Annotated in this window: 16 protein-coding genes; 9 read left to right on the top strand and 7 right to left on the bottom strand. The window is 63.4% G+C overall.

Annotation, left to right across the window (positions count from 1 at the left end):
- Positions 1 to 8: 8 nt before the first annotated feature.
- A complete protein-coding gene (locus tag JKP78_RS03230) occupies positions 9 to 557 on the bottom strand; it encodes a GNAT family N-acetyltransferase (protein WP_170029611.1) in 549 nt (182 codons plus the stop codon).
- A 184-nt stretch (positions 558 to 741) separates the two neighbouring features.
- Between JKP78_RS03230 and JKP78_RS03225 the strand changes: the two genes are divergently transcribed.
- The 5 genes from JKP78_RS03225 to JKP78_RS03205 are packed head-to-tail and all read left to right on the top strand — an operon-like array spanning position 742 to position 5,098.
- Complete coding sequence (locus JKP78_RS03225) at positions 742 to 1,668, top strand: universal stress protein (RefSeq protein WP_170029612.1); 927 nt, start codon at positions 742 to 744, stop codon at positions 1,666 to 1,668.
- Entirely contained in the window at positions 1,659 to 3,026 is a 1,368-nt protein-coding gene (locus tag JKP78_RS03220; protein WP_170029613.1) for an MBL fold metallo-hydrolase RNA specificity domain-containing protein, read from the top strand. The genes JKP78_RS03225 and JKP78_RS03220 overlap by 10 nt, the downstream gene beginning before the upstream one ends.
- Positions 3,027 to 3,081: 55 nt before the next feature.
- The gene (locus JKP78_RS03215; protein ID WP_186674486.1) at positions 3,082 to 3,690 is read left to right on the top strand and encodes a hypothetical protein; all 609 of its coding nucleotides are present in this window, start codon (positions 3,082 to 3,084) and stop codon (positions 3,688 to 3,690) included.
- Positions 3,691 to 3,747: 57 nt separating this feature from the next.
- The gene (locus tag JKP78_RS03210; protein WP_186684832.1) at positions 3,748 to 4,440 is read left to right on the top strand and encodes a phosphoribosyltransferase; all 693 of its coding nucleotides are present in this window, start codon (positions 3,748 to 3,750) and stop codon (positions 4,438 to 4,440) included.
- Between the two features lie 4 nt (positions 4,441 to 4,444).
- Complete coding sequence (locus JKP78_RS03205; RefSeq protein ID WP_170029615.1) at positions 4,445 to 5,098, top strand: dienelactone hydrolase family protein; 654 nt, start codon at positions 4,445 to 4,447, stop codon at positions 5,096 to 5,098.
- A 17-nt stretch (positions 5,099 to 5,115) separates the two neighbouring features.
- Here the strand turns inward: JKP78_RS03205 and JKP78_RS03200 are convergent, their stop codons facing one another.
- The 3 genes from JKP78_RS03200 to JKP78_RS03190 form a co-directional block, all read right to left on the bottom strand.
- Entirely contained in the window at positions 5,116 to 6,483 is a 1,368-nt protein-coding gene (locus JKP78_RS03200; protein ID WP_200626048.1) for an erythromycin esterase family protein, read from the bottom strand.
- A 61-nt stretch (positions 6,484 to 6,544) separates the two neighbouring features.
- A complete protein-coding gene (locus JKP78_RS03195) occupies positions 6,545 to 7,114 on the bottom strand; it encodes a GNAT family N-acetyltransferase (protein ID WP_200626047.1) in 570 nt (189 codons plus the stop codon).
- Between the two features lie 96 nt (positions 7,115 to 7,210).
- Positions 7,211 to 8,095: a universal stress protein gene (locus JKP78_RS03190; protein ID WP_200626046.1), complete on the bottom strand. Its 885-nt coding sequence runs from the start codon at positions 8,093 to 8,095 to the stop codon at positions 7,211 to 7,213.
- A gap of 213 nt (positions 8,096 to 8,308) precedes the next feature.
- On the opposite strand from JKP78_RS03190, the gene JKP78_RS03185 reads away from it, so the two are divergent.
- Complete coding sequence (locus JKP78_RS03185) at positions 8,309 to 9,040, top strand: helix-turn-helix domain-containing protein (RefSeq protein ID WP_170029619.1); 732 nt, start codon at positions 8,309 to 8,311, stop codon at positions 9,038 to 9,040.
- On the opposite strand, the gene JKP78_RS03180 is transcribed toward JKP78_RS03185, so the two are convergent.
- Entirely contained in the window at positions 9,015 to 9,737 is a 723-nt protein-coding gene (locus tag JKP78_RS03180) for a hypothetical protein (protein ID WP_186684840.1), read from the bottom strand. The two genes, JKP78_RS03185 and JKP78_RS03180, sit on opposite strands and share 26 nt — an antisense overlap.
- 194 nt (positions 9,738 to 9,931) lie before the next feature.
- Here JKP78_RS03180 and JKP78_RS03175 point away from each other — a divergent pair, with 194 nt between their 5' ends.
- From JKP78_RS03175 to JKP78_RS03165, 3 genes are read left to right on the top strand one after another with little or no spacing between them, the layout of a single operon-like run.
- Positions 9,932 to 10,489 carry an Hsp20/alpha crystallin family protein gene (locus JKP78_RS03175; RefSeq protein WP_186674391.1) on the top strand — a complete coding sequence of 186 codons (558 nt, stop codon included), beginning with the start codon at positions 9,932 to 9,934 and terminating at the stop codon, positions 10,487 to 10,489.
- Between the two features lie 57 nt (positions 10,490 to 10,546).
- Complete coding sequence (locus JKP78_RS03170; protein ID WP_186674390.1) at positions 10,547 to 11,011, top strand: CBS domain-containing protein; 465 nt, start codon at positions 10,547 to 10,549, stop codon at positions 11,009 to 11,011.
- A 33-nt stretch (positions 11,012 to 11,044) separates the two neighbouring features.
- Positions 11,045 to 13,423, top strand: a complete 2,379-nt coding sequence (locus tag JKP78_RS03165; protein ID WP_186674389.1) for a phosphoketolase family protein — start codon at positions 11,045 to 11,047, stop codon at positions 13,421 to 13,423.
- Between the two features lie 6 nt (positions 13,424 to 13,429).
- Here the strand turns inward: JKP78_RS03165 and JKP78_RS03160 are convergent, their stop codons facing one another.
- Positions 13,430 to 13,855: a potassium channel family protein gene (locus JKP78_RS03160; protein WP_186684846.1), complete on the bottom strand. Its 426-nt coding sequence runs from the start codon at positions 13,853 to 13,855 to the stop codon at positions 13,430 to 13,432.
- A 28-nt stretch (positions 13,856 to 13,883) separates the two neighbouring features.
- Positions 13,884 to 15,731, bottom strand: coding sequence for an ATP-dependent zinc metalloprotease FtsH (gene ftsH / locus JKP78_RS03155; protein WP_186684848.1), 1,848 nt, complete (start codon positions 15,729 to 15,731; stop codon positions 13,884 to 13,886).
- Between the last annotated feature and the right edge of the window lie 17 nt (positions 15,732 to 15,748).

Below are 15,748 nucleotides of genomic sequence, written 5' to 3'. Positions count from 1 at the left end.
CCTTGTTTTCAACTGCGCAGGTCAAGCTCGTGGAGGATCTCGCTGACGTCGCCACCCAGGTAGCGTGAGCTGAAGCCCAGCGCCTTGGTCAGCCGGTGCATGGCATAGTTGTTCGCCAGGTCCCTGGACACCATGCACTGGTAACCATTGCTGCGCGCCGCGTCGATCAGGTGTGTCATCAGGCGCCTGCCGAGGCCTTTGCGCTGCCAGGCTTCATCGACCGCGACCGCACATTCGCACTGTTGGCTGCCAGGTATGCCGGCATAGCGGCTGACACCGACCTGGACCAGTTTGCCCTCGACATGCGCCAGTGCGATGTAGGCCATGCGCTGGTGGTAATCAACCGGCATCCGCAGCGGGTCCAGGCTCGGCAGGCCGCCGCTCAACCCGGCGATGAAGCGGAACCGACGGGTTTCATAGGCGATGGTGCTGAGAAAGCGCTTATCCCTTTCGTGGTCTTCCTCGCGCAGTGGGCGGATCAGCACTGGCGTACCGTCCGCGAGCTTTTCGACCCAGTGCTCGCACGCCTGGGGCTGTTCAGTTGGCTGCCCGTTCATGTCGCCTCCCGGTTGGCTGATGTTTGCCTGGTGTTGCTGTTGTAACGCCAGGCGCCGGTGCGGTTCTGACAATCGTCAAGTTCCGGCCGGGTGGTGGTTTTCTGATCTGCATCAAGCGGCATCAGGCCGGTGGCCGGAAGATTTCCTGCATCACCCCCCAGCCGCGCAAGCCCGGAGGTTCGCCATGGGTCAATATCGACAACTGCTGGTGCTGCTCACCGAGGTCGATCCGCATTCCGCGGCGTTGCGCAGGGGCCTGGCCCTGGCGCATGTCAGCGGCGCCAGCGTGCACGTGCTGGGCTTGTTCGAGCCGAGCGAGGAACATTTGCTGCGCGAAGAGCGGCTGAACGAGGCTGACATCAAGCGCCAGTACGAAGCCTATCGCGAGCGTCTGACGGCCCTGGTCGAGCGGCACCGCAACAGTGGCGTCGCGCTGACCGTCGATAGCCTGCAGGCCGACGACATTCGCAGCCAGGCCATCGATTACATCAACGAACTGCAGCCCGACATGGTCATCAAGGACAGCGAGGCTGCAGCGACCCTGGTCCGTTTGTTCAGCACCCCGCTGGACTGTGCGTTGATGCGCGGTTGCAAGGGCGTCACCCAGTTCGTGCCGGCGGCGGCGGTGTCGTTGCCGCAACGTATCCTGGTAGCCGTGGACACCGCGTTCAGCGAGACGCCGGCCATCCAGGAACTTTTCAACCGGGGGCTGATCCGTGCAGCCCAGGCCCTGGCCTTGCAGTGCGACGCGCAATTGCACCTGCTGTCGGCGTATAACCTGGCCGGGGTATTCGCTTCGGACATGAATGTCACCCAGGCCTGGATCGACGAAATGCGCGAGGCGCTGCAGCAACCGTTCGCGGAGCTGGCCGATGCCGAAGGGGTCGCAGCGGACCGCCGGCACTTCATCGAAGGTGGCCCGGTGCAGGTCATCCGTGAACAGGTGGCCGCCCTCGATATCGATGCGCTGGTGATGGGGGTGGTGCAGCCGAAGGGGCTGGACAAACTGCTGGGTGACACCACCGAACGCATCGTCGGCCGTCCGCCGTGCAGCGTGCTTGCGGTTCATCCTGAGGTGGCCGAAACCTGGGAGCCCTCGCCATGCAACTGACTTTTCTGGGTGGCACCGGCACCGTGACCGGCAGCAAGTTCCTGTTGACCCGTGACAGTACCCGGATACTGGTCGACTGCGGGCTGTTCCAGGGCTACAAGCAGCTGCGCCTGCGCAACTGGGAGCCGCTGCCTCCGGCCTTGCGGGCGCTCGATGCGGTGGTGCTGACCCATGCCCACCTCGACCACAGCGGCTACCTGCCAGTACTGGCGCGCGAAGGCTACAGCGGGCCGATCTATGCCACCCCGGCGACCTGTGCCCTGGCGGAAATCCTCCTGCTCGACAGCGCCCGCTTGCAGGAAGAGCAGGCCGAACACGCCAATCGCCACGGCTACTCCAAGCATACCCCGGCACGCCCGCTGTACACCGAGGAGGATGCGAAACGCGCCCTGGCACTGTTTCGCCCGGTCGAACTGCACCACCCAATGGTGATTGCCGAGGGCATGGAGCTGCTGTTGCGCACTGCCGGGCATATCCTCGGCGCGGCCACCGTGCAGATCCATGCCGACGGGCAGACCTTGCTGTTCTCCGGCGACCTGGGACGCCCGCAGGACCCGATCATGCGCGAGCCGGAGCTGGTCAGGACGGCGGACGTGCTGCTGGTGGAATCCACCTATGGTGATCGCAAGCATCCCGCCGAGTCGACCGAGGCGTATCTGGCCAAGGTCATCAACCAGACGCTCCTGCGCCATGGCATCACCCTGGTGCCGTCGTTTGCCGTTGGCCGTGCCCAGTTGCTCATGTACTACCTGTACAAGCTCAAGCGCGACCGGCTGATCCCGGATATTCCGGTGTACCTGAACAGCCCCATGGCCACCGACGCCACTGTGCTGTATCAGCAGTTCCGCAGCGAGCATCGACTGACCCTGGCCGAGTGCGCCGCGATGTGCAAGGGCACGCATATCGTCCGTACGGTGGATGAATCCAGGCATCTGGACCAGTTGCGCGAGCCTGCCGTGATCATCGCCGCCAGTGGCATGGCGACCGGTGGGCGGGTATTGCACCATCTCAAGGCGCTGGCGCCCAACCCGCGCAACAGCATCCTGTTCTCGGGCTTCCAGGCCGGCGGCACGCGCGGTGCCGATATCGTTGCCGGTGCCCACAGCGTGCGCCTGCAGGGCGAGGATGTGCCCATCCGGGCGCAGGTATATGCCATGGACACCCTCTCCGCACACGCCGATGCCGACGAGATCATCGAATGGTTGCGTGGCTTCACTCGGCCGCCGCGGCAGACCTACGTCATTCATGGCGAACCGCATGCCGCCGACACATTGCGACGGCGGATCTGCCTTGAGCTGGGTTGGCAGGTGTGTGTGCCCGATTACCAGGAAACCGTTGCCATCGACCCGGTGCGCTAGCCCGGTGTGGGAGGTATGCATGAATACGCAAGCGAGGGCGAAACTGCGGGCCTGGATGCACCGGCCCAGAGGCAGCCTGGGTTGGATCGTGGCCATCGTCGCTCTACTGGTGGCGGCGTCCGCCTATCGTGCAGTCAGCCCGAGCTGGCGCCTGCCGATGCGCGACCCCGCGGTATTGCTGGCCTTGCTGGCGTTGAGCGTGGCGCTGGGCTGGGCGGTGCAGCGGGGCGTGAAGCGCACGGTGGGCAAGGCCATATTCGCTGGCCAGGCAACGGGCTGGCAGGCCAGGCTGGCCTTCCTTCGCTCGGTAACCCGGGAGTCGAACATCCTGTTGGCGATGCTGTTGCTCCTGGTTTTGCTGGGCGGGGGGACCTTGTGGTTGGCGGGGAATGCGGCGGCGCGCATCGTCGACAGCTGCGCAGCCAATCTGCAGGCCCAGGTGGACATACCCGAGGATGAGAAGCTTGCCGCGCTGGTCGGCAAACCGGTGTGCACGTGCCTGGCGCAGGCGTTCTTGCAGCGCAACGGGGTGCTGCGCCTGGCCTTGCTCGGAACCCCCCTGCAGGAAGTGGCCGGCTTGCAGGCGCTGACTGCCGATGACGAGCAACGCTGCCTGGCGCAGTTCGACCTGCTGCCCGAAGAGGCTCAGGCGACCACGCCATGACTCGGCATCAGCCACAAACTGAAACGATGGGCGCCCATGGCGGCGCGGGAGGTTTCCATGTCACATGACCTTGCTCTGCAAACGCTGTTCCCAGACCGCAGCGAGGCCGGGCGTTGTCTGGTCGAACCGCTGGCCGGATATGACGGCAGGTCTGACGTGATCGTGCTGGCACTGCCGCGTGGGGGTGTTCCCGTGGCTTATGAAGTGGCGAGTGCGCTCAAGGTCCGTCTCGACCTGCTGGTGGTGCGCAAGCTCGGCATGCCGTTTCATCCCGAGCTTGCCATGGGCGCAATTGCCACGGGCGGTGTGACATTCCTCAACGATGACGTGTTGCGGGCTTACCCCGTCGACCCGGCGCTGTTCGACGCCGTGGTCGCCGAGGAAACCCGGGAACTGGCGCGGCGGGAGCACGCTTACCGGGGCAGCCGCCCACCGCTGCAACTCAAGGATCAGGTGGTGATCCTGATCGATGATGGCCTGGCGACTGGCGCGACCATGAGGGCGGCCATCCTGGCGGTGCGCGCGCAGTCACCTGCGCGGATCGTGGTGGCGGTGCCGGTCGCGCCGCCGGAAACGTTGCAGGCGATGTACGGCGAAGTGGATGAACTGGTATGCCCATTGGTACCCGAGCGGATGGTTTCGGTTGGTTACTGGTACCAGGACTTCCCGCAGGTTTCGGACGCCGAAGTCACCGCGCTGATGCGCCAAGCTGACAGGCAGGCTGCTGTCCAAGGGCCTGCCCAGGAGTGAGGACATGACTGAAGTACGATCGCAGACAATGAAGCTGCCAGGTGTCGAATTGCTTGCTGACCTGCGTTTGCCAACCGCTGCCCATGCACTGGTGATCTTCGCTCATGGCAGCGGTAGCGGTCGTCTGAGTGCACGCAATCAGTACGTCGCCGACAGGCTCGCGGCACGTGGCCTGGGATCGTTGCTGTTTGACCTGCTGACGCAGGACGAGCAGCAGCTGGACAACCAGACCGGTGAATTGCGCTTTGACATCCCGCTGTTGGCCAAGCGCTTGATCGATGTCGTCGACTGGGTTGGGCGCGACCCGCAACTGCACACCTTGCGCGTTGGTTTGTTCGGTGCAAGCACAGGTGCCGCGGCAGCGCTGTGTGCGGCTGCAGAGCGCCCGGGCGTGGTGGCGGCAGTGGTCAGCCGGGGTGGCAGGACGGACCTGGCCGGGCCGGTGCTGGCGCGGGTGAAAGCGCCGACTTTGCACATTGCAGGTAGTAACGATGCGCAGGTGCTGGAGTTGAACCGCCTGGTTGGGCGCAGCTTGCATTGCGCGCATCGCCTTGAAGTGGTGCCGGGCGCTTCGCATCTGTTCGAAGAGCCTGGCACCCTGGGCAAGGCTGCCGCCCTTGCTGGCGACTGGTTTGTCACGCACTTGCAAGCCGCCTGAAGCCTGGCCACAGGCTTTCACACACCGAACGGATAGGTCTCGTCCTCCGGCTCCAGGTGCTGGCGTGTCGGTAACGGCAGCGCACTGACCGGGTGTGTTTGCTCGAACCACAGCAGGGCATCGAATTGCTCGGCCAGCACGGCGTCGAAGTAATGGCTGAGCCGTTCGCTTTCCGGGCGATAGATGACACCGATGGCGCGCTCGAGCAACGGCGTCGACAACATCCGACGCAGCTCCTTGCGCTGCGGGTCGCGCCAGTCGGTGAGGGAGGCCGGTATGCCGGCCAGGTGGAACTGGTGCTCCCAGCTGTCTGCACGGGGGGGCCGGATATTCTTGATATGCATGTCGCCATCCCAATCGTCGGCGGCGGCCACCTGGCCTCGGCCGGTGGCCATGCCGACCAGCACGGCATCTTGTCCAAAGGCGTTGCGGCACAGCTGGCCGATGTTGAACTGGCCTTTCCAGCCCATCTCTGTAGCGCCAGCGTTGCCGATATGCGAATTGTGCGCCCACACCACCGCCTTGGCGTGCGGCCCACGGCGTTCCAGCAGCGCACGCAGGGTATCGAACATGTGCCGGTCGCGCAGGTTCCAGGAGGCGGCCGACCCCCGATAGATGGCGCGGTAGTATTGCTCCGCAGCGATGATCACCCGGGCATTCTGCGTGGCATTGAAAAATGCTTCGTCATTGCGTATCAGCCCGGAGAGTTGTTCGGCGAGCATGACATTCAGCTGCTGGACTACCGGTTGCTCGCAAGGCATGACGCCGCCCCGCTCGACAAAGTGGCCATATTGCGCCGGGTCGTCCTGCCAGGGCGTCAGGCAACCGTAGCGCCGACGGGCCTCATGGGCCAGTTTTGAGTCGACCCGGTCCAGATAGGCCAGCACCTCATGGATGGAATTACGCAGGCTGTAGACGTCCAGCCCGCGGAACTCCACGCGAAGGTCATCGGCGAGCAGGCGATTATGCCCATGCAGCCACTGGGCAAAGGCCTTGACTTCGCCGTTGCGCCACATCCAGGTCGGGAAGCGGCTGAATATATGGCGTTTCCATGCTGAATGCGCCAGGCCCCGGACATACTGGTCGACATGCCCGGCATCCGGCCAGTCGGCCTCGACGGCCACGATTTTGAAACCATGCTGCTCGATCAGCCGTCGGGTAATCGCTGCACGGGCGCGATAGAACTCGCTGCTGCCGTGGCTCGCCTCACCAAGCAGGACCACCCGGGCGTCAGCGTAGCGGTCGAACAGTGCCGCGAAGGCCGGTGTGTCCAGGTCCGGCAGGGGTTCGGCATATTGATGCAGCAGTGGCGCGATATCGGCGATTTCGACCTGATACTGCTGGCCATAGAGCCTTTCCATCAATTTTTTCGAGGGGCCATTCATGGGCATGCTCCCATAGGCAGGCCGCCGCGCCACAAGGGATGATGGTGCGGCGGCCCTGGGGTCAGTTCAGGACCAGCCGGTGGATCACCTGGCTCGGGTCATCCGGGTCGGTGGCCGTGGTGAATCCTGCCGCCTTGGCCAGATCGCGCATTGCCTGGTTGGCGGCGGAGTCGATCGAGTACATCTGCCGGAAGCCCTTGGCGCGGGCATGGTCGGTGAGGTGCTTGAGCAGCAGGCGGCCCAGGCCGTGGTGCTGCCAGCTGTCGAGTACGGTGACGGCGCACTCGCATTCATCCTTGTCTGTGCAGGCGGCATAGCGGGAAATACCCACTTCCTGCAGTTCGCCGTCGACATGGGCCAGGGCGACGAAAGCCGCCTGTCGGTCCTGGTCGACCTTCATCAGTTGGTCGAGCATCGCCTCGCTGGGCTCCTTGAGCTGGCACAGGAAGCGAAAATGCCGCGACTCGGGCGACAGGCGTTCGATGAAGGCCCTCTCGCGTTCCCGGTCCTTGGCTTGCAAGGGCCGGATCAGTACGTGGGTGCCGTTTTCCAGGGCTTCGATCCAGTGCTCGCCAGCGGGCGTCGGAAACGAAGGCAGGGTATGTGGACGGGAAGTCTCGGCGGGCGCCATGGCAATGTCCTCTGCGTGTTATGAACAAGGGACGTTCAGTTTCGGCTTTCGGCCTTGCGCTGACTTGATACTTGTCAATTGCCCGCGCACCGCCTGTCAGGCCGGTGAAACAAGCGAATCGAACAGGCCTGGGGAGCGAAGGTTGGCCACGCGGTCATCGCTGGCGTTGGCACTGACCACCAGCAAGCTGCATTGCAAATGGTTCATCAGATAGCTCAACGTCTCGCGCTGCCGGGCGTTCAGCGGGCTTGCGATCACTACCAGGTCGTAGCCACAGCGATTGGCATAGGCGCAGAGGGTATGGGCACAGGCGCCGACGATCAGATGATGATGAACGGCGGGGATACCGAGCTGCGCGGCAAAGCCTCTGACCTCGGCCACGAGGGTTTCGTAGCGAGGGATTTCCGCCAGGCTGTAGTGCTTGCTGTGACGCAGCAAAGCCGCCTGGTCGTAGACGGTGAACAGATGCATGCGGGCCTTGCGCGCTTGGCTGATGGCCTTGGCCACTGCAACCACATGCGTGTTCAGCGCTATCTGGTCAAGGTCTTCGCAGCTGGCTGGCGCGGCGACGAACAACTTGCCATGACTGCGAATGGGCTGTTCCTGCGCTGACAGCACGGGGCAGGGCGCCTGCTGCATCAGCATGAGCACGAAGTCGGCGCCAGCGTCTGCCTGCACCAGCGCCGGGTCCAGGATCAGCAGGTCGGCGGTGCATGCCTTGGCAAGCCTGACCAGCGCATTCACCCCAGGCTTGAGCACAACGACTTCGGCATTGATGCGAACGCCTCTGTCGAGCAGGTCCGTGGCCAGGCTTTTCTGGCGAGCCCGAATGTCGACGCGCTTTCCGTCGGACCCGGCCGAGCCAAGGATGGCCACCGTCACCGTGGCGTCGACGGCCGTGGCCAGGTCGATCGCCTGTTCCATGGCCGCACTGTAGCGATTCTGACTGGGTGCAACGACAACCAGGCTACGGATTTGCATGATAGGCACCCTCTTGGTTGGCATGGCCGCTCTGTAGGCAAGCAGGGGTAGTGCAGTACGCGACGCTAGAGCATGCAGCAGGTGCATTGGCCGGGTTTGACCTGCATCAATTCCCGCCATGGGCAGGCCGACCCTTGGTCGCTAATCCCGCAAACAGTCAGTGCGCCAGCTAGTTTGAATATATGGCCGCGCGCAAAAGGCGGAGGCGTCATCATGTCAGGCCCTATGGATCTGGGGGCGAGGCCCCATGTGAAGTGCCTTGCATGCTCGTTGAGCCGGCTTTGTCTGCCCGCCAGCCTGAGTGCGGAGGAGGTGGACAAGCTGGAACGCATCGTTCGCCGCAACCGCCCGTTGAAGCGCGGCGAGTACCTGTTCAAGGCTGAAGAGCCGATGGAACAGGTATTTGCCCTGCGCTCGGGGGCAATCAAGCACTTTCTGCTCGACGCCGATGGCAACGAGCGGATCGGCGGCTTCATCCTGCCCGGTGAAATGCTGGGCCTGGATGCCATCGGCGCCAGTCATTACCGAGGCTTTGCTGTGGCGCTGGAGATCTCGCTGGTCTGTGCCATCAGGCTCGACCAGCTGATGGATCTCTCCGGCCAGATTCCGGGGCTGCGTTATCAGCTGTTGCATATGCTCAGCCTGGGCATCCAGGGCAAGGACGAGCAGTTGCGCTGCTGCCACGGGCGTGCCGAGCAGCGGCTGGCGATCTTCCTGCTGGGCATGTCGGCGCGTTACCAGGCTCGCGGGTTGCGGGCTGATGTGTTCAAGCTGCCGATGTCGCGCGGCGACATTGCCAACTACCTGGACCTGACCCTGGAAACCGTCAGCCGACTGTTCGGTCGTTTTGTCCAGGCCGGGTTCCTGCAATGCAGCGGGCGCGAAGTCAGGCTCATCGACTTGCACGGCCTGGGTAATCTCACCCGCCTGGAGGAACCCACTTGAGTGCCGCCAGCACCCGGTCATAACGTTGCACAGGCCAGCCCAGGGGTTGCGGGCCGCCCCAGGCCGGGCGCGGCAGATGATCCGTGCGTAACCAGATGCGCTGCGCGGCAATGCCTGTCTGCCAGCACAGGCGGGCAGCCTGGCGCGCCACCTGGGGTGGCGCGCAACAATACACCGTGTCCGGCCGAAAGGTGTCCAGCGTTCGCTGCAATTGCAGCCAGCCGCTGCTGCTGTCGTGCGCCAGCGCCGCAAGCCAGGTTGGACAAGCGTCTGGCAGGCGTTCGGCAGGGATACCCGCATGAGACAAGCTCACCTGGACCCAAGGCAGCCAGCAACGGATTTCATCCAGCACCGCCAACAGCGGCAACAGGCCTTCGGCGCGGCTGATGGCCAGCAGCCTTGCGCTTTGCAGGGGCAGCGGCCAGGCGTTGCCAAGCGGCCCGGAATAGCCGAACAGGTCACCGGCCTGCCCCACGGGTTTCACGCTGCAGGTGGCCACCAGAAAGCGACCGCTGGCGCCAGGCAGGCTCACATAACTGCAGGGCCAGCATTCGTTGTGGCTGCTCAGCAGGCAGTACTGGCCTGGCATCGCTTCGCTACGTTGCGGGCTGCAAAGGGCCAGGCGCAGGTATTGCTGGGTACCGGAGCCCGGCACCGCCTCGAGTAAGCGGACGCTTGCACTGCCGCCCCGGCCCATAGTCGCCTCGCACTGTATGTGGTGACCTTGCTTGATTCAGCCTATGCCCAGGCCATGGCAACGCTTTGACCAGGATCAAACCGGCAGGTGACAGTGGCTTCACGCAGGTTGACAAAGGTCAAGCAAGGGGCTGCCGTGCCGCGCAAGATCGAAGGCGTCTCCCTGGGAGGCATTACTTATTCGAGGAGCGCGCCATGTCGGAAGCAGCCAAGAAAGTACCTGTCACTCCAGCCGCCACGCCAGCGAAAGCTGCGCCGCCCAGCAGCGAACCTGCTGATCTCTGGCGGCCTTTTCAGCAATTGCGCCGTCAGATCGACGGCCTGTTCGAGGATTTCGGGCGGCGGCCATTGCGCATGCCGTTCAGCCACACGCCGTTCGATGTCGAGCCGTTCTGGCGGCGTGACCTGTTCACCCATGGCATGCCGGCGATGGATATCAGCGAGCAGGCCGAGGAGTACCGCATCAGTGCCGAACTGCCGGGTGTGGACGACAAGGACATCGAGATCAAGCTGGTCAATGGCAACCTGGTGATTCGCGGCGAGAAGCATCAGGAGGTCGATGAGAAACGCAAGGAATATCACCTGAGTGAGCGCCATTACGGCAGTTTCGAGCGAGTGCTCCAGCTGCCTCCCGAGGTCGACGCCGAGAAGATCAACGCGCAGTTCGCCAAAGGCGTGCTGCTGGTGCATCTGCCCAAACGTGCCGAGGCGATTCACCCGGAAAAGGTGATCCCGATCAACAGCAGCAAGTAAATGACGGTCCGGTCACTTTCAGGAGCAGGGACGCTCCATCCAGCAGAGGTAACCAGCATGTCCATTGGCAGATATTGCAACCGGGATGTGGTCACTGCACCACCCGGCATCTCCATCTACGCTGCGGCACGCATGATGAACCAGTATCACGTCGGCGACCTGGTACTGGCCGAGCCGGTCGACCGCGAGCGCTTCCGGCCCGTCGGCCTGATCACCGATCGTGACCTGGCCTTGCGGATCATTGCGCGCAACCCACCGGACCAGGAGGACCTGCAGGCGATCGATGTGCTGCCACGACCATTGATCACTGCGAACCAGAATGAAGACCTGTTCGATGTCATCCTGAACATGCGGCGGGCCAACATCCGGCGCATCCCGGTGGTGGATGACTTCGGCCTGCTGGTCGGCATCGCCACTGCGGACGACCTGGTAGGGCTGCTGGCAGACAACCTGCACGAACTGTCGCTGCTGATTCGTCAGCAAAGCCGGCGGGAGGAAGACCTGCGCGGTGAGGATCTGTGAGCGCGCGGGGATGATTCCCCACAGGAGGCGAGCATGAGCGATTTTCCCAGTACCGAGGAACTTGAAGGGCTGGATGCCTATTGGCGAGCCGCCAATTACCTGACCGTTGGCCAGATCTACCTGCAGGGTAACGCCTTGTTGGCAAGCCCGCTGACGCTGGCCGACATCAAGCCCAGGTTGCTGGGACACTGGGGAACTTCACCGGGGCTCAACCTGATCTATACCCATCTGAACCGGCTGATACGCCAGTACGACCTCAACGTCCTGTTCGTCACCGGCCCCGGCCACGGGGGGCCGGCCTTGGTTGCCCAGGCCTATCTTGACGGTACCTATACCGAGCTGAACCCTGCGATCGAACGCAATGTGCTTGGCATGACCCGGCTGTTTCGGCAGTTTTCATGGCCCTATGGTATTGGCAGCCATGTCGGCCCGCATGTCCCAGGCTCCATCCACGAAGGGGGAGAGCTGGGTTACTCGTTGGTGCATGCCTATGGTGCTGCGCTGGACAATCCACAATTGATCGTGGCGTGCGTCATTGGCGATGGTGAGGCGGAAACCGGCGCGCTGGCAGCCAGCTGGCACTGCAACAAGTTTCTCAACCCCGCCCGGGACGGGGCGGTACTGCCAATTCTGCATCTGAATGGCTACAAGATCGCCAACCCGACTGTGCTGTCCATGATCAGCGAAGATGAGTTGACCAGCCTGATGTACGGGTATGGCTATGACCCCTATTTCGTCGAAGGTGATGAACCCATGGAGGTCCACCGCGCATTGGCCAGGACTCTGGAGGTCATCTACGAGAAGATCTGCCAGATTCAGCGCCTTGCGCGCCACGCCGAAAACCCTCAGGCCATCGACAGGCCTTTGTGGCCGGTGCTTGTGCTGCGTACGCCCAAGGGATGGACCGGGCCCAGATACGTCGACGGGCAGCGCGTCGAAGGTACCTGTCGCTCCCATCAGTTACCCCTGGCGGACCTTGGCCAAGCGACGCACTTGCTACAGCTGCAGCAATGGCTGGAAAGCTACCGTCCGCAAGAGCTGTTTGACGCGCAAGGCGCGTTGCTGCCCGAGCTGGCCGCGCTGGCGCCTTGCGGCCGCCGGCGCATGAGTGCGAACCCGCATGCCAACGGGGGGATGCTGCTGCGGGCGCTGGATCTTCCGCGCTACGCGGACTATTGCGTGTCGATGACAGGGCCGGGGCAGGTACGGGCCGAGGCGACCAGGGTGTTGGGCAGGTATGTATGCGATGTCATGAAAAACAGCCGGTTGTCCCACAACTTCCGACTGTTCGGCCCCGATGAAACGGCGTCCAACCGTCTGGACGCAGTGTTCGAGGCTGCCGACAAGATGTGGCTGGATACCTGCGGTAGCGATGACAAACACCTTTCGGCACAGGGCCGGGTCATGGAAATACTCAGTGAGCACATCTGTGAGGGCTGGCTGGAGGGCTACCTGTTGACCGGCCGGCACGGCCTGTTCTCCTGCTACGAAGCCTTCATCCACATTGTCGATTCGATGATCAATCAACATGCCAAATGGCTCAAGACCGCTGCCGAGGTGCCGTGGCGCAAGCCGATTGCGTCGTTGAACATCCTGCTGACTTCGCATGTGTGGCGCCAGGACCACAACGGCTTCTCGCACCAGGACCCTGGCTTCCTCGACCTGCTGGCCAACAAGAAGGCCAATGTTGCGCGAATCTACCTGCCCCCTGATGCCAACTGCCTGTTGTCAGTGGCCGAGCATTGCTTGCGCAGCCGCAACTACATCAATGTCATCGTTGCCGGCAAGCAGCTGGAATGGCAATGGCTCGACGGGGAAGCCGCTGCGGTGCATTGCCAGGCGGGTATCGGTCGCTGGGCCTGGGCCAGCCATGATGACGATGCGCCCGAGGTGGTGCTCGCCTGCGCCGGCGATGTGCCGACGCTGGAGGTGCTGGCAGCGGTGACGCTGCTTCGCGAACAGGCGCCTGAGGTGCGGCTGAGAGTGGTGAATGTTGTCGATCTGATGGCGCTGCAGGTGTCGCAACAGCACCCCCACGGCTTGTCCGACCGTGACTTCACTGCCTTGTTCACCGAGGATCAGCCGGTGATCTTTGCCTTCCATGGTTACCCGGCATTGGTGCATCGCCTGATCTACAAGCGTGCCAACCCCCAACGGTTCCATGTGCGAGGTTTTCGCGAAGAGGGTGCTACCACCACGCCGTTCGACATGGCGGTGATCAACAATCTGGACCGCTACCAGCTGGTACTCGATGTCTTCGAGCATGTACCGCGCCTGCAGCCCCAAGTGGAACAGGCGCGGGCCCGCTACTGGTCGACCATGGAGAAGCACAAGCTGTACCTGATCGAGCATGGTGAGGATATGCCGGAGGTGGCCCAGTGGCGCTGGACCTCGCCGGCGAACCGTGGGTGACGGGTGTTACTTGGCCTTCCAGTACTTCTGCATCTCGAGGAACAGGAACGAGGCGGTCCAGGTGATCAGCACCAGGCCCGTCAACGCCTGCAGGCCAGTGAGGTATTTGAGATGGCCGCTGGGGGCAATATCGCCGAAGCCTATCGTGGTGTAGGTGGTGAAGGAAAAGTACACACAATCGAGCAGACTGCCGTCGAAGTTGCCGCTGAGCCTGCCCCAGCCCTCGGCATGGTTCATCAGGTAGTAGACCACTGCGAAGCACCACACTTCCAGGGCATGCGCCAGCAGCGCGCCGAATACCCCCAGCACTATGCGAAACCGGCTCCACAGCTTGAGCCGCGGGAGCCAGTCGTTCAGGCGCAGCAGGCATTCGTAGTGAATGATCACCACCACAATCACCACCAGCATGTTGATCAAGGTGACGGTCAGCATTGCAGATACCCTGGCTGGCCCTGACGGTTCATTTCGAGGTGTCGACCAGAGTATAGGTGGCCGTCTCACTGGCCTGCGGCAGCAATGGCGGGAATTCCTCGGGGGTGATGGTCTCCCTGGCAAGCAACAGGCGCGCACCTGCTTCCAGATCGTCGCGGCGTTGTTCGAGCAATGCCCGGGCGCGGCCATAGGCTTCTTCCAGCAAGTCTCGGATGCCCAGGTCGATCTCGCGAGCGGTCTGTTCCGAGTAGTCCTTGCGTTCCTGGCGCAAGATCGATTCGCCCAGATAGCTTGCCTGTTGCCGCTCCAGCACCGCCTGGCCCAACGTCGGGCTCATGCCGAAGCGGGTGATCAGTTGCCGGGCGATATCGGTGGCACGCCCCAGGTCGTCGGCAGCGCCGGTGGACACCTGGCCGAACGCCAGGCTTTCAGCGGCGCGCCCGGCCATCAGCACCACCATGCGGTCGCGCAGCATCTGCGTGCTGATCAGGAAGCGGTCATCGGTCGGCCGTTGCAAGGTATACCCCAGCGCGCCGGCAGCGCGGGGAATGATCGACACCTTGTGCACCGGGTCCATGGCCGGCAGGCTGCTGGCGGCCAGGGCATGGCCCATTTCGTGGTATGCCACTACCTGGCGTTCGTCGCTGCGCAGCACGCTGCCCTTGCGTTCGACGCCCGCCACCAGGCGTTCGATCGCCGCAGTGAAGTCCTGCAGTTCAACCCATTGGCTGGCGCGCCGGGTGGCGACGATGGCCGCCTCGTTGACCAGGTTGGCCAGGTCGGCGCCGGTCAGTCCGGGGGTGATTTCGGCAATGCGCTCGCAGTCCAGGTCGTGCTTGTAGACGATCTTGTGCAGGTGCACCTTGAGAATCGCCAGGCGGCCCTTGCGGTCGGGCCGGTCGATGAGGATCTGTCGGTCGAAGCGCCCGGCGCGCAGCAGTGCCGGGTCGAGCACCTCGGGGCGGTTGGTCGCCGCCAGCAGCACCACGCCTTCACGCGGGTCGAAGCCATCCAGCTCGGCCAGCAGTTGGTTGAGGGTCTGTTCCTTCTCGTCATTGCCGCCGAAACTGCCGATGCCGCGCATCTTGCCCAAGGCGTCCAGTTCATCGATGAAAATGATGCAAGGTGCCGCCTGGCGGGCCTGTTCAAACAGGTCGCGCACCCGCGCAGCGCCCACGCCAACGAACATTTCCACGAACTCCGAGCCGGAGATCGAGAAGAACGGCACGGCAGCTTCCCCGGCGATGGCTTTGGCGACCAGGGTCTTGCCGGTACCGGGTGGGCCGACCAGCAGGGTACCCTTCGGCACATGGGCCCCCAGACGGGCGTACCAAGCCTGGTTCTGCAGGAAGGAGACGATTTCGGTCAGCTCCTGCTTGACGTCATCGATGCCGGCCACATCGGCGAAGGTCACCTTGGTGTCCTGCTCGACATAGACACGGGCGCGTGACTTGCCGACGCCCATCAACCCGCCCAGGCCCTGTTTCTGGCCGAGGCCACGGAACAGGAAGTACCACAGCGCCAGCATCATCAGCAGCGGCATGAACCAGCCCAGTACATTCGCCACCGTGCTGTCTTCGGCAACGCCGGTGAACGCCACGCCCGAGCGCCCCAGCTGTTCACTCAACGCCGGGTCGACACGTACCGTCGAGAACGCCGAGCGCCCGTTGATGGGCTCCTGCAGCTTGCCCAGGATGCGCTCGTGCTCGACGCGCAGGTCACTGACCTTCTGCTGTTCCAGCAACTGCAGGAACTGGCTGTAAGGGATGGCCTGCACCGACGGTTGGCTGAACAGACCGAACTGGACCGCCGCCAGCACCGACAAGCCGACTGCCAGCAGATAGAACTTCCAGGGCTGGTCCTTGTTCATGCTCATCCCTCCACCACGCTGCA

The sequence above is a fragment of the Pseudomonas sp. LAM2023 genome (assembly GCF_016620375.1).
Taxonomy (GTDB): Bacteria; Pseudomonadota; Gammaproteobacteria; order Pseudomonadales; family Pseudomonadaceae; genus Aquipseudomonas; species Aquipseudomonas anuradhapurensis.
This window is presented reverse-complemented; position numbering and strand designations above follow the sequence as displayed.